Annotated in this window: 13 protein-coding genes; 6 read left to right on the top strand and 7 right to left on the bottom strand. The window is 69.1% G+C overall.

Going from position 1 to position 12,868, the window contains the following annotated elements:
- Window positions 1–4: 4 nt before the first annotated feature.
- From G3T36_RS03255 to G3T36_RS03230, 6 genes are all read right to left on the bottom strand, one after another.
- Window positions 5–832: a VOC family protein gene (locus G3T36_RS03255; RefSeq protein WP_163289047.1), complete on the bottom strand. Its 828-nt coding sequence runs from the start codon at window positions 830–832 to the stop codon at window positions 5–7.
- Window positions 833–904: 72 nt separating this feature from the next.
- Window positions 905–1,381 carry a hypothetical protein gene (locus G3T36_RS03250; protein ID WP_163287965.1) on the bottom strand — a complete coding sequence of 159 codons (477 nt, stop codon included), beginning with the start codon at window positions 1,379–1,381 and terminating at the stop codon, window positions 905–907.
- Window positions 1,382–1,513: 132 nt separating this feature from the next.
- Complete coding sequence (locus G3T36_RS03245; protein ID WP_163287964.1) at window positions 1,514–2,428, bottom strand: phosphoribosylaminoimidazolesuccinocarboxamide synthase; 915 nt, start codon at window positions 2,426–2,428, stop codon at window positions 1,514–1,516.
- A gap of 145 nt (window positions 2,429–2,573) precedes the next feature.
- Window positions 2,574–3,974: an LCP family protein gene (locus G3T36_RS03240; protein ID WP_338031437.1), complete on the bottom strand. Its 1,401-nt coding sequence runs from the start codon at window positions 3,972–3,974 to the stop codon at window positions 2,574–2,576.
- A gap of 175 nt (window positions 3,975–4,149) precedes the next feature.
- Complete coding sequence (locus tag G3T36_RS03235; RefSeq protein WP_163287962.1) at window positions 4,150–4,878, bottom strand: SDR family NAD(P)-dependent oxidoreductase; 729 nt, start codon at window positions 4,876–4,878, stop codon at window positions 4,150–4,152.
- Entirely contained in the window at window positions 4,875–5,624 is a 750-nt protein-coding gene (locus G3T36_RS03230; protein WP_193570850.1) for a hypothetical protein, read from the bottom strand. Before G3T36_RS03230 ends, G3T36_RS03235 begins: the two co-directional genes overlap by 4 nt.
- A gap of 74 nt (window positions 5,625–5,698) precedes the next feature.
- On the opposite strand from G3T36_RS03230, the gene G3T36_RS03225 reads away from it, so the two are divergent.
- A complete protein-coding gene (locus G3T36_RS03225; RefSeq protein ID WP_338031436.1) occupies window positions 5,699–6,220 on the top strand; it encodes a MarR family winged helix-turn-helix transcriptional regulator in 522 nt (173 codons plus the stop codon).
- Window positions 6,221–6,433: 213 nt separating this feature from the next.
- On the top strand, window positions 6,434–7,675 hold the full coding sequence (locus G3T36_RS03220) for an FAD-binding protein (protein ID WP_163287961.1): 1,242 nt from the start codon (window positions 6,434–6,436) through the stop codon (window positions 7,673–7,675).
- Window positions 7,676–7,832: 157 nt separating this feature from the next.
- On the opposite strand, the gene purD is transcribed toward G3T36_RS03220, so the two are convergent.
- Window positions 7,833–9,089, bottom strand: coding sequence for a phosphoribosylamine--glycine ligase (purD, locus tag G3T36_RS03215; protein ID WP_163287960.1), 1,257 nt, complete (start codon window positions 9,087–9,089; stop codon window positions 7,833–7,835).
- A 54-nt stretch (window positions 9,090–9,143) separates the two neighbouring features.
- Between purD and G3T36_RS03210 the strand changes: the two genes are divergently transcribed.
- The 4 genes from G3T36_RS03210 to purM all read left to right on the top strand — a co-directional run bounded on the left by G3T36_RS03210 (window position 9,144) and on the right by purM (window position 12,856).
- Window positions 9,144–9,512, top strand: coding sequence for a sterol carrier family protein (locus G3T36_RS03210; RefSeq protein WP_163287959.1), 369 nt, complete (start codon window positions 9,144–9,146; stop codon window positions 9,510–9,512).
- 65 nt (window positions 9,513–9,577) lie between these two features.
- Window positions 9,578–9,913: a hypothetical protein gene (locus G3T36_RS03205; protein WP_240148239.1), complete on the top strand. Its 336-nt coding sequence runs from the start codon at window positions 9,578–9,580 to the stop codon at window positions 9,911–9,913.
- A gap of 31 nt (window positions 9,914–9,944) precedes the next feature.
- A complete protein-coding gene (gene purF, locus G3T36_RS03200; protein WP_163287957.1) occupies window positions 9,945–11,555 on the top strand; it encodes an amidophosphoribosyltransferase in 1,611 nt (536 codons plus the stop codon).
- A 179-nt stretch (window positions 11,556–11,734) separates the two neighbouring features.
- Window positions 11,735–12,856: a phosphoribosylformylglycinamidine cyclo-ligase gene (gene purM, locus G3T36_RS03195; protein WP_163287956.1), complete on the top strand. Its 1,122-nt coding sequence runs from the start codon at window positions 11,735–11,737 to the stop codon at window positions 12,854–12,856.
- The last annotated feature ends 12 nt before the right edge of the window (window positions 12,857–12,868 follow it).

Below are 12,868 nucleotides of genomic sequence, written 5' to 3'. Positions count from 1 at the left end.
GCGGTCAGGCGGCTGCGACCGCGCGCACGACGTTCGCCCAGGGGTCGTCGAAACTGACCGAGCGACCGTCGTCGCGTGCGTCGACGCCGTAGTGGCGCATCCGCTCCGCGAGTTCCCCGAGGTCGTCCGTGCCCGGCACCAGGATCTCGACCTGCCCGAGGCCGAGTGCGAGAGTGCGCGGCCCCGCTCCCCGGCTGTTCCAGGTGTTCATCGCCATGTGGTGGTGGTAGCCGCCGGCGCTGACGAAGAGCGCCTGGCTGCCGAGGCTCGCGGTCGCCTCGAACCCGAGCCTGTCGACATAGAACGCACGGGCGGCGGCGACGTCTCCGACGGCGAGGTGAACATGTCCCACCTGTGCGTCGCCGAGCTGCTCGGTCTGCGCACGCTCGGTCAGGTTCTCTGCGAGGAATCGGTTCGGGTCGAGGTAGAGCGTCGCCATCTCGACCTGGCCGTGGATCCAGCTCCACTGGGTCCGGTCGCGATCCCAGTAGAGCTCGACTCCGTTGCCTTCGGGGTCTGAGAAGTAGAACGCTTTGCTCACCAGGTGATCGGCGCTCCCGGTGAACGTTCCGGGCGCCAGGCGTGCCACCGAGTGGACGGCCGCTGCGAGGGACTCCTCCGTGTCGAAGAGGACAGCCGTGTGGAAGAGGCCCGCCTCGTGCGGCGACGCATGCTTCAGTTCAGGCGCGTGCTGCAGGATCACGATCGGCGTCGTGCCGCGACCGAGCACCGCGATGCCGCCCTCCTGGCTGAGCAGGCTCAACGTCACGCCGTCGCGGTAGTAGGCGATCATTCGGTCGAGGTCGCCGACGCGCAGCGTCACCGCTCCCATGGACGTGTCGGCTGCCAGAAGTTCACTCACATCTACGTGAACGTCGCCGGACCCGCGGGTATTTCACACCCGTTAGGCAGGCCGAGGCGGGTGGCCGGCTCGTGCCTCGTCGGTGGAGCGTGCCGCTGGCGCCCAGCGAGCGACGAGTGCCTCCTCGACGACTTCGCGGACGGATGCGCCCGTGTTCGTAACCAAGTGGGCGATCAGGTCGAACACCCTCTGATCGAGATGCGTCGAGAGTCGGCGCATACCGGGAGCGGCGCTCTGCGGCACGATCCGCGCGGACGGGTTCTCCCGAAGTCGGTAGCGGACCAGCGGTTCGTTCGCCACCTTCGGGATGGTGACGAGTCCGGCCTTCTTCGTCGCCACGATGTCGCCGTTCCTGATGGCGTCGCGGATGAGTTCGATGGACTCTCCCGCGAACGCTGCGAAGTCCATTGCCGACATCAGCTCCGGCAGGTCGTCGAAGCGTTCCTGCAGGATCGCATCCTGCAGGTTCTGCCAGGCGGCGTCATCCGGTGGTGTGTGGGTCCTCGCGATTGCAGGCACGGCTCTCTCCCCTGTTTGCGTGTGCATTGGTGCCTTCCAGCGTAGGAACGCCTGAAGCGCGAGCCCCGCGGTTACGGGAGAGTGCAGTAGTGGTCGGCGGGAAATGCAGTAGCCGGGGGTCATTCCCCGGGGTCATTCCCCTGTGAGGCGCTCCAGAAGTTCGCGATAGCGGGCGGCCGTGCGTTCGACGATGTTCGCAGGCAGCTCCGGCGGGACACCGTTCTTGTCCCAGTTCGCAGCGAGCCAGTCGCGGACGATCTGCTTGTCGAAGCTCGCCATCCGCTCCTCGGGGGTGGCACCGGCGGCCCAGGCGGCAGCATCCCAGTAGCGGCTCGAGTCACTCGTCAGCACCTCGTCGGCGAGCGTGATCGTCTCGGTGCCGCGATCGCGGCCGAACTCGAACTTGGTGTCGGCGATGATCACGCCGCGCCTCTCGGCGATGGCGGCGGCCTCCGTGTAGATCGCGAGCGAGAGGGCGCGAAGCTGGGTGGCCGCATCCTGACCGACCAGCTCGACGGTCCGCTCGAAGCTGATGTTCTCGTCGTGCTGGCCGAGCGGTGCCTTCCAGGCGGGAGTGTAGATCGGCTCAGGCAGCCTGTCACCGTTGGCGAGACCCGCCGGAAGGGGAATCCCGCATACCCTCCCGGTCGCCTGGTACTCGCTCCAGCCGCTGCCCGTCAGGTACCCGCGAACGACGCACTCGATCGGATACATGTCGAGTGGCTTGACGAGCATGGCGCGGCCGGCCACGGCATCCGGAATGTCGTCCACGACGCGCTCGCCGTCGAGACGATGATCGGCGAGCAGATGGTTGGGCACGTCGGCGAGCTGGTCGAACCACCAGAGGCTCAGGGTGGTCAGCAGTTCGCCTTTGCCCGGGATGCCGGGCTCGAGCACGTGATCGAAGGCGCTGACCCGGTCGCTCGCGACGACGAGCACGGCGGCTGCGTCATCCAGCCCGCTCGCCTGCTCGGGTACGTACAGGTCGCGGACTTTGCCGGAGTAGACGTGCGACCAGCCGGGAAGGGCGGAGGATGTCGGATTCACGCCACAATGCTATGCGCTCGCCGCAGCGTTGCCTGGTCGAGTGAGCCCGCCACGTCGGGGCATCCCAGCCACCTCGAGGTGGCGGGCATTGCCCGAACGTGCGGGCACATCCGAGAAGGTGCCCGAACGGGCGGGCGCGCAGCGCTCAGTTGATGCAGGCACCCTGGGCGTACGTCTTCGCGGGCGTGGACGGCGTGGGCGCGGGTGCCGGCGAGCCTGGCGAGCCCGACGAGCCCGACGTTCCGGATGCGCCGCCGGTGGATGCGCTCGCCGAGGTCGCCTGCACTCCGTCGGCTCCGAGCACGAGGGTCACGCCGCTGACCGACGATGTCGCGCTCACGGTCGCACCGGGTACGTGCGCGGCGACGGCCTTCGCGGCGGACTCCATACCCGACGCGTACTCGATGGTCGTCGTCGGAGTGGTGGCCGTCGTCCCGGGTGTTCCGGTCTTGAACCCGAGCGCAGCGAGCGTCGCCGTGTTGCTCGCGGCACGACCATCCGCACCGCTTCCGTTCAGGACGGTGACCGTGACTGTCGAGGGTGCTGCCGCCTTGGCGTTGACGTAGGCGCTCGGGTTGCCGACGACGCTGTGGATGAATGACGGCATTGCCGCGGTGTCGACCTGGACGATCGACACATCGTTGCCGTCGACCGTGATCGTCGGGGTGCCGCTGACCGGGATCGTCGCCGTCGAGAGGTTGTCGGCACTCAGGCCGTGGAGCTGGGCTGCGAGCGCGATGAGGTCGAGCCCGGGGTCGGTCTGGATCGACGAGCTGACCGCATCCAGCACATTCTGCAGCTTGACCGGGTTCAGGAGCGTTCCCGCCGACAGGACCTGCCGCGCTTCCACCGAGAGGAAGTACTGCTGGCGCACGATGCGGTCGAGGTCGCCGTTCGGCAGACCGTGTCGCTGCCGGACGAACGCGAGCGCCTGCTGCGCGTTCAGCGTCGAGACGCCCTTCGGGAGGTTCACGGTCGAATACGGGTCGTTCACCGCGTTGTTCAGGCACACGTTCACCGGGCCGAGCGCCTTGACCACGTCGTAGAAGCCGAGCATCGAGATGCGCACGAAGTGGTCGATGGTGAGGCCGGTGAGGTTCTGGATGGTGCTGATCAGCAGGCGCGCCCCCCCGGCATCCCCGCCGCCGTTCTCGCTGCCGAACGCGAAAGCCGCATTCAGCTTGTTCATGCCGAACCCGGGGATGTTCACCCACGAGTCGCGCGGGAACGAGATGAGTGTCGCTTTGCGGCCGTCGGCCGGCACGTGGAGGACCATCATCGTGTCGGTGTTCGTACCGCCGCCGTCGGCCGTCGTGCCGAGTTCGGCCAGCTGCTGCGCGGTCGCGCCGGCCGGCCGGTGGTCGTCGCCGACGAGGAGGATGTTCTGGTCGGCCCCGTCGAGGTCTTTCGCGGGCGCGTTCGAGTGGCTGATCGCGTCGACATGGGTGATCCCGGAGACGAAGTGCTGGTAGTTGTACCAGACGTAGCCGCCGGTCGCCACGAGCAGGACGACGACCGCCACGACGATCCATCGGAAAATACGCACATCGAACCGTAGGCAGTCCAACCCGAATGTCCGCCGGGAAACGCGACCGCCTTCAGGGGATCGTCAGTAAACGTGGATGCTCGCGAAACGGTCAGGTGCGGCCGAGAGTGCGCGTTCCGCCGGGCACGCCCGACCGGAACGGGCACTCTCGGCGCTTGCGCGGCGGCCGACCGCGTCAGGCGCGCTTGCCGCCGTCGACGGGCAGCACGAACCCGGTCGTAAAGCTCGAGCCGTCGGTCGCCAGCCACAGCACGGCGGCCGCGACCTCGTCGGCGCGCCCCATCCGCCCCAGGGGCACGTACTTCCCGATCCCGGCGCGAACCTCGGCGGGCTGGCTCATGACCGGGCCCGATTCGATCGGCCCGGGCGCGACCGCGTTCACCCGGATTCCGCGCGCGGCATAGTCGATCGCCGCCGTGCGGGTGAGCCCGACCACAGCATGCTTCGCTGCCGAGTACGCCGACATGCCCGGAGCCCCGCCCGTTCCGGCGCTCGACACCACGTTGACCAGCGCACCGCCGTCGGGCAGTTCCCGCAGTTCGTTGCGCATCGCGACGGCGACAGCCCTGAAATTGATCGCCACCACGTCGTCGAATTCGCGCGGGTCGAGTTCCGTCAGGGGAGCCGGGCGATGGCCGCGGCCGACGTTGTTGACGGCGATGTCCATCCCGTAGTCGGACGCGGTGCGCGCGATGGCGGCGGAGAGTGCGTCGTCGTCGGTCGCATCCACCGTCTCGGTTGCGGGACAGTCGAGGCCGGCCGCGAGCATCCGTTCGCGCAGTGCGTCGAGGTTGCCGGCGTCGCGAGCAGCCGGCACCACGCGGATGCCCGCCTCACCAAGCGCGAAGCAGATCGCGTTGCCGATCAGCCCGTTCGCGCCGAGCACGAAAGCCGTCTTCGTCATGAGAGGTCGGCCTCGGCGCGTGCTGTCGCGGCGTCGTCTTCGCGCACCGTGCCCTCACGTCGCACCTCGCGTCGGTCGTTCGGCAGCAGGAAGCCGACCGCGATCAGCCACAGCAGCCCGCCGAATCGGCCGATCGGCAAGATGAATTGCAGGGGCTCGATCGCCATGGAGAGGAATGAGAGCTCCGCGAGGGCTGCGATGACGAGTCCGGTCCAGGCGAGCCAGCGCGGCACGAAGTGCAGGATGAGCGACGGGACCGCGATCCCGGCGACGAGCAGGCCCATGCCGGTGACGAAGCCGACGCCGCCGGTGATGAACGCGAAATACGTGAGTGCGAGCGCGACGGTCGGGTCGCTGCTCACGTCGGGCCGGCTGACGACGTACGAGCCGAGCGCTGAGACCATGAGCAGGATCGAGGCGGTGATGCCGCCGAAGAAGCCGATCCCCGGTCCGGGGACACGGACGCCGAGGCGGAGGAGGCGCGCGTAGGCGGTGGCTGCGTAGATGCCGAGCGGCACGGCGGACCCGAACTGGATCATCGAGGTCACGCGGATGCTCGGCCAGTTCTGCTGCGCGTAGGCGGAAACCGCATCCGCCCCGGCGAACGGCGAGATGTACGGTTGGCCGCCGGTGAGTGCGGCGACGATGAGGCCGACGACGACGAGCGCCGTGGAGACGATGGCGAGGACGCCGAGGTGGGGACCGCCCGAACGCGATCGATGCGGGGTGGTGGGTGCGGGGTCCATGATTCCTCCGAATTAGTTAGACATAGAAATGATTACACACTGTAATTGTTTCGGCAAGGCTGTATTCTGGTGTCGTGACCGAACCCGCCGCCGCACCCTTGCCTCCGCGCACCGCGCCCCCGCGAACAGCGCCGCCCCGCACAGCGTTCCTGCTCGCGCAGCTGGGCGCGGATGCGGCCGACCGCTTCGCCGAGCGCGTCGCCGAACTCGGTCTCACCCCCCGCGACGCCGGCGCCATCCGGGTGCTGGGCCACACCCCGGGGATCAGCCAGCGCGAGCTCGCGACCAGGCTCGGGACCACGCCGAGTCGCATCGTGCCGCTGCTCGACTCACTCGAACAGCGCGCACTCGTCGAGCGCTCGCGCTCCGAACGTGACCGCCGCAACTACGAGCTGTCGCTCACCGAGACCGGGCAGGCCCTGCTCGCCCCACTCCGTGTCATCGCCGAATCGCACCAGCGCGCGGTGCTCGCGGCTCTCACGGCCGACGAGCAGGTTCAACTCGCCGGACTTCTGGCGAAGCTCTCGGCGGGCGGAGGTCTGTCGCCGGATGCGCATCCCGGGTACGCGGGCGCTGCGGGGTCGTCGGGCGCCTGACCCCGCTGCGCGGTCGCGCACGCGTTCTCTTCGACCGAACCCGTTCGACCGCACGCGTTGTGATCGAGCGCACGCGTTCCGTTCGACCGCACTCGTACGTACGCGTGCGCTGGATCACAACGCGTGCGGCAGCGTCAGCCGCTCCGGATGCGCACGTTCACATTCACGGATGACAGACTGGACGCACGACGACGGCGCAGCGGAAGGACCACGATGGGCGAGCTCAACTGGGCAGGCAACTACGAGTACCGGGCTGCGCGGATCGCGGCGCCCGGCTCCCTTGACGACCTGCGTGAGGCGATCGGGAGTGCGACGAAAGTCCGCGCCCTCGGCAGCAGGCATTCGTTCAACGCGCTGGCCGACTCGGCCGAGTTGCTCGTGAGCACCGCCGCGCTTCCCCCGGCCGTCCGCATCGACGAACAGCAGCGCACGGTCACGGTCGGCGGCGGGATGCGCTACGGGGATGTCGCGCGCCACCTCCAGGAGGCGGGCTGGGCGCTCCACAACCTCGCATCCCTCCCGCACATCTCCGTCGCCGGTGCTGTCGCGACCGCCACGCATGGCTCGGGCGACCGCAACGGCAACCTCGCCACGGCTGTGCGCGGGCTGCGCATCCTGCGCGCCGACGGTGAACTCGTGGACCTGCGGCGCGGGGAACCCGGCTTCGACGGCGCGGTCGTGTCGCTCGGCGCACTCGGGGTCGTCGTCGAGGTGACGCTCGACATCGAGCCCAGCTTCGACGCATCCCAGCGCCTGTTCGCCGGCCTCCCCTGGGAGGCGGTCGCGACGCAGTTCGACTCGATCACGTCGAGCGCGTACTCGGTCAGCCTGTTCACGACCTGGGATGAGCCCACTGTCGCCCTGGCCTGGGTGAAGGAGCGGGCGGATGCCCCGAGCGGCATCGAGGACGACTTCTTCGGTGCATCCGCACTCACCACGCCCCGCCACATGATCGAGACCATGGATGTGCGCAACACCACCGAGCAGCTCGGTGTGGCCGGCCCGTGGAACGAGCGGTTGCCGCACTTCCGTTTCGAGTTCACGCCGAGCAACGGAGCCGAGATCCAGTCGGAGTACCTCGTGCCGCGCGCACGGATCGGCGAGGCGATCGAAGGCGTCCGGAGGATCGCGGCGGTGGTGGCACCGCTGCTGCTCGTCAGCGAGATCCGCACCGTCGCCGCGGACGAACTCTGGCTGAGCTCCGCATACGGGACCGACGTTGTCGGCCTGCATTTCACCTGGGTGCGCGACCAGGCGGGTGTCGAAGCCGTGCTGCCGGCCCTCGAGGCGGTGCTGCTGCCGCTCGGCGCGCGACCGCACTGGGGCAAGCTCTACCTCGACCGCGACGGGATCGTGCCGTCGCTCTACCCGCGGCTCGACGCTTTCCGCTCGCTGGCGCGCACCTTCGACCCCGAGGGCGTCTTCACGAACGCCTTCGTCGCCCGCTACCTCTAGCGCGCGCAAGGCGCCCACCTCGCACTTCGCGCTCGTCAGCCTGGCCCGAAAGCCAGCGGCGACTTGGCACTCGTGGTCGTTCTACGCGCCGGAAAACGACCACAAGTGCCAGGTCATCGACCCGCCCGCGGGGGACGCGGGGAGGCGGGGCGGATGCTCAGCGGGCGACGCGCGCGGCGATGTCGGTTCGGTACTGGCCGCCCTCGAGACCGATGAGGTCGAGAGCCTCATACGCGCGTGCGCGCGCCTCGGCGAACGTTGTGCCGCGCGCGACCACGCTGAGCACGCGGCCGCCGGTCGCGATGTACGACCCGGTCGCGAGGTCGAAAGCGGTTGCGGCGTGCGCGATCGTGACCTCGGGGACCGCCGCGGCCGCATCCAGCCCGGTGATGACGCGGCCGGTAATCGGCGTCTCGGGGTAGTTCTCGCTCGCCAGGACGACGGTGACGGCGACGTCGAGCGCGAACTCCGGATGCGCAACCCCGGCCAGCGCGCCCGTCGCGGCCCCGAAGAGCAGCTCGGACAGCGGGGTCACCAGGCGCGGGAGCACGACCTGCGTCTCCGGGTCGCCGAACCGGGCGTTGAACTCGATCACCCGGATTCCGCGGTTCGTGACGATGAGGCCGCAGTACAGCAGTCCGATGAACGGCGTCTGCTCCTTCGCCAGCTGGCGCACCGTCGGCACCGCGATCGTGCGGATCACCTCGTCGACGAATGTCTCCGGGAGCCACGGCAGCGGCGAGTACGCACCCATCCCGCCGGTGTTCGGCCCCGCGTCACCGTCGAGCAGCCGTTTGTAGTCCTGGGCAGGCGAAAGCGGGAGCACGTTGTGCCCGTCGCTGATCAGGAACAGTGAGACCTCCTGGCCGTCGAGGAACTCCTCGACCAGCACCGACCCGTGCTCCAGCCAGTAGGTCGAATGTGCGACAGCCGCTTCACGGTCCTCCGTGACCATCACGCCCTTGCCCGCCGCGAGGCCGTCCGCCTTCACGACATACGGGGCGCCGAACGCGTCGAGCGCCTCTTCGACCTCGAGCAGGGTCGCCGCGCGGACCGCCCGGCCCGTCGGGACACCCGCCTCGTCCATGATCCGCTTGGCGAACGTCTTCGAGCCCTCGAGCTGTGCCGCGGCCTTGCCGGGCCCGAACACGGGGATGCCGCGGGTTCGGAGTCCGTCGGCGACGCCCGCGACCAGTGGGGCTTCCGGACCGATGACGACGAGTTCGATGTTCTCCTCGATCGCGAAATTGGCGACGACCTGCGCGTCCAGCGGATCGAGCGCGATCACCGGGACGTCCCGCGCGATGCCCGCATTTCCGGGGGCGGCGATGATCTCATGCCCGGCTTCCTCGCTGAGGAGTGCGGTGATGATGGCGTGCTCGCGGGCACCGGATCCGAGAACGAGAATCTTCACGCCACCAGACTAGGGCCCGCGCGGTGGGGAGGCGGATTTTGGCAGGATGGTGCCATGGCACGCGCGAGGATCGGTGACGACGTCGGGTCGGTGGCGGTGACGGCCGCGCTGGCCGACGCATCCGACACCCGTTCGCTCGCGACAGCGGTGCGGTACCTGCTGCAGTTGCTCGCCGAGCGCGCACCCGGCAACACGGTCGAGGTGCGGGTGCCTCCCTATGGCGCCGTGCAGTGCATCCCGGGTCCGCGCCACACGCGCGGAACTCCGCCCAACGTCGTCGAGATGGATGCGGTGACCTGGCTCGCGCTCGCCACCGGGCGCGGCACGTGGGATGACGCTGTGGCTGCTGGCGCGGTCCACGCATCCGGGCAGCGTGCGGACCTCGCCGCCCTCATCCCGTTGCGCGTCGCGGGCGTGTCGTAGCGCCCCCGCCCATCGTCCCCGCCCATCCGCTCCGCTCCCAGCTTCGATGGGGGAGAATGGAACCCATGAGCGAGACCCCCGACGAGCAGGCGACTGTCACCGAAGACACGGTGACCGTCCGGCGCTCGCCGCGGTATTTCCGGTTCATGTTCGCCGGAGTGGTCGTGTTCGCACTGGTCGCGCTCGTGCTCACGTTCGCGTTTCCCGAGAACCCGACGTACAGCCGGGCGCAGGTGTTCGGCTTTCTGCTCGTCGCGGCGATCGCCGTCGGCGTCGCGGTCGGCTCGGTGGTCGCACTCGCTCTCGATCGGGCTACGAACAAGCGGGCCAAGACGGTTCAGGCCGATAGACTCGACGTGCGCGTAACGAGCGACGACACCCACAATCCCATCGAGAGCTAATCAATCCCATCGAGAGTTAGGGGTATCCGGTTTGTCCGGAGGCGACGGTCTTCTCAGTCACGATCTACTGCCAGGCGAGAAAGGCCCGCAGGACGCCTGCGGCGTATTCGGGGTCTGGGCCCCCGGCGAAGAAGTCGCCAAGCTCAGCTACTTCGGCCTCTACGCGCTGCAGCACCGCGGCCAGGAGTCGGCGGGCATCGCGACCAGCGACGGCAAAAAGATCCTGATCTACAAAGACATGGGGCTCGTGTCGCAGGTCTTCAACGAGAACGCGCTGAACACCCTCACCGGCCACATCGCCGTCGGGCACACGCGTTACTCGACGACCGGCGCATCCAGCTGGCAGAACGCACAGCCGACGCTGGGCCGCACCGCCAGCGGCACGGTGGCGCTCGGCCACAACGGCAACCTGACCAACACCGCCGAACTCCTGCAGCTCGTCCACGAGCGCTACCCGCAGACCGACGGCGAACTCTCCCGCGGCAACACGACCGACACCGCGGTCGTCACCGCGCTGCTCACCGGCGACCTCGACCACACCCTCGAGGCGACCGCGGTCGAGGTGCTTCCCCGCCTGCGCGGTGCGTACTGCCTGGTGTTCATGGACGAGACGACCCTCTACGCGGCGCGCGACCCCCAGGGTGTGCGCCCGCTGGTGCTCGGCCGCCTCGAACGGGGCTGGGTCGTCGCCTCCGAGACGGCGGCGCTCGACATCGTCGGAGCGAGCTTCGTGCGTGAAGTCGAGCCGGGCGAACTGATCTCCATCGACGAGAACGGGCTGCGCAGCCAGCGGTTCGCCGAAGAGAAGCGCGCGGGCTGCGTGTTCGAGTACGTCTACCTGGCGCGCCCGGACACGACGATCGCCGGCCGCGGAGTGCACGAGGCGCGGGTCGAGATGGGCCGCCGCCTGGCCGCGGAGCACCCGATCGAAGCCGACCTGGTCATCCCGACGCCCGAATCGGGCACCCCCGCCGCGATCGGCTACGCCCAGGCGAGCGGCATCCCGTTCGGTCAGGGCCTTGTCAAGAACTCCTATGTCGGCCGCACGTTCATCCAGCCGTCGCAGACCATCCGCCAGCGCGGCATCAAACTGAAGCTCAACCCGCTGAAAGAGGTCATCAAAGGCAAGCGCCTGGTCGTCGTCGACGACTCGATCGTCCGCGGCAACACCCAGCGTGCACTCGTGTCGATGCTGCGGGAAGCGGGGGCCGCCGAGGTCCATGTGCGGATCTCGAGCCCGCCCATCACCTGGCCGTGCTTCTACGGGATCGACTTCGCGTCGCGCGCCGAACTCATCGCGACCGGTCTCGGCGTGGACGAGGTGCGCCAGTCGATCGGTGCCGACTCGCTCGGCTACCTCTCCGAAGACGGGATGATCGCCGCGACCGAGCAGCCGCGCGACCGCCTCTGCACCGCATGCTTCACGGGCAAATACCCGATCCCGCTGCCTGACGCGCACCATCTCGGCAAGAACCTGCTCGAGCGGCCGGCAGCCGTCGACCCGGAGAGCGTTGCGGCTGGCGGCCGCGACCCGGGCCCGGATGCCGAGTTCGACGTGATCCTCGACGCGTCGGAGCTGCGCGAGCGTGCGCTCGCCCAGTCCGGACAGCTGCCGTTCGGAGACCCCGGCCGCCAGGAGTAGCCCAAGGCGCGTTGCGTCTCGTACGCGTTGCGTCTCGCACGCGTTGCGTCTCGCCGCACGTGTTCGTCCCCGGCGCACTAAGTCGTACGAGTGCGCTCGGGCCGAAGTAGTGCGGCGGCGTGAATCCAGCACCGGCGCCCGGCGCAAGGGTGCGCATTCCGGGCCGGTACTCTTGAACGGTGACCGAACAGCGCGCATCCGCCACCTCCTCCTACGCCGAAGCCGGTGTCGACACGGCCGCGGGTGACCTCGCCGTCGAGCTGATGAAGTCCGCCGTTTCGCGCACCCACGGGCCCGAAGTCCTGGGCGGCGTGGGCGGGTTCGCCGGCCTGTTCGACGTTTCTGCGCTCAAGGAGTTCGCGCATCCGCTTCTCGCAACCTCCACCGATGGGGTCGGCACGAAGGTCGCCATCGCGCAGGCGATCGACAAGCACGACACCATCGGACAGGACCTGGTCGGCATGGTCGTCGACGACATCGTCGTCGTCGGGGCGAAACCGCTGTTCATGACCGACTACATCGCGTGCGGCAAGGTCGTCCCCTCACGTATCGCCGACATCGTCGCCGGCATCGCCCGCGCGTGCGCCGAGACCGGCACCGCCCTGGTCGGCGGCGAGACGGCTGAGCACCCTGGACTCCTCGGCCCGGACGACTACGACGTCGCCGGCGCCGCGGTCGGCGCTGTCGAAGCGGATGCGGTCCTCGGCGCAGACCGCGTGCGCGACGGCGATGTGGTGGTCGCCCTGGCATCCTCCGGACTCCATTCGAACGGCTTCTCCCTGGTCCGGCACATCCTGTCGAAGAGCGGAATCGGCTTCGCCGATCGGTCCGACGAGTTCGGCGGCGTCGTCGGCGAAGTGCTGCTCGAGCCGACAAGGCTGTACACGAGCCCGCTGCTGCGCGTTCTCGGCGATCCCGCACTGGCCGGCGCGGTCCACTCGCTGAGCCATGTCACCGGCGGCGGCATCGCCGCCAACCTCGCCCGGGTGCTGCCGCGCGGTTCCTGGGTCGAAGTCGATCGTTCCACCTGGTCGCCGCTTCCGGTGTTCCGCGTGCTGAGCGATCTCGCCGGTTCGACCCTCGAGTCGAGCGAGGGCACGTGGAACCTGGGTATCGGCATGTTCGCGGTCGTCGCACCGGATGCGGCGGATGCGGTGGCCACCGCCCTCACGGCCGACGGCATCCCGTCGTGGACGGTCGGGACGATCTCCACGTCGGTTCGCGACCTTGACAGGTTCGAGCAGGGCGCGAAGGGTGTCGACGGCGGCGCGGTGCGGCTCGTCGGCTCGTACGCCGTGTAGCGCATCCGCATC

Source organism: Leifsonia tongyongensis (assembly GCF_010686705.1).
Taxonomy (GTDB): Bacteria; Actinomycetota; Actinomycetes; order Actinomycetales; family Microbacteriaceae; genus Diaminobutyricibacter; species Diaminobutyricibacter tongyongensis.
Note: the sequence above shows the minus strand (reverse complement) of the source record. Positions and strands in the feature narration are given on the sequence as shown.

Bases quoted from the DNA above. Each gene is read 5' to 3' on its own strand.
- G3T36_RS03255 (WP_163289047.1), bottom strand. From the start codon at position 832: ATGGGAGCGGTGACGCTGCGCGTCGGCGACCTCGACCGAATGATCGCC.
- G3T36_RS03235 (WP_163287962.1), bottom strand. From the start codon at position 4,878: ATGACGAAGACGGCTTTCGTGCTCGGCGCGAACGGGCTGATCGGCAAC.
- G3T36_RS03220 (WP_163287961.1), top strand. From the start codon at position 6,434: ATGGGCGAGCTCAACTGGGCAGGCAACTACGAGTACCGGGCTGCGCGG.
- G3T36_RS03230 (WP_193570850.1), bottom strand. From the start codon at position 5,624: ATGGACCCCGCACCCACCACCCCGCATCGATCGCGTTCGGGCGGTCCC.
- G3T36_RS03205 (WP_240148239.1), top strand. From the start codon at position 9,578: ATGAGCGAGACCCCCGACGAGCAGGCGACTGTCACCGAAGACACGGTG.
- G3T36_RS03210 (WP_163287959.1), top strand. From the start codon at position 9,144: ATGGCACGCGCGAGGATCGGTGACGACGTCGGGTCGGTGGCGGTGACG.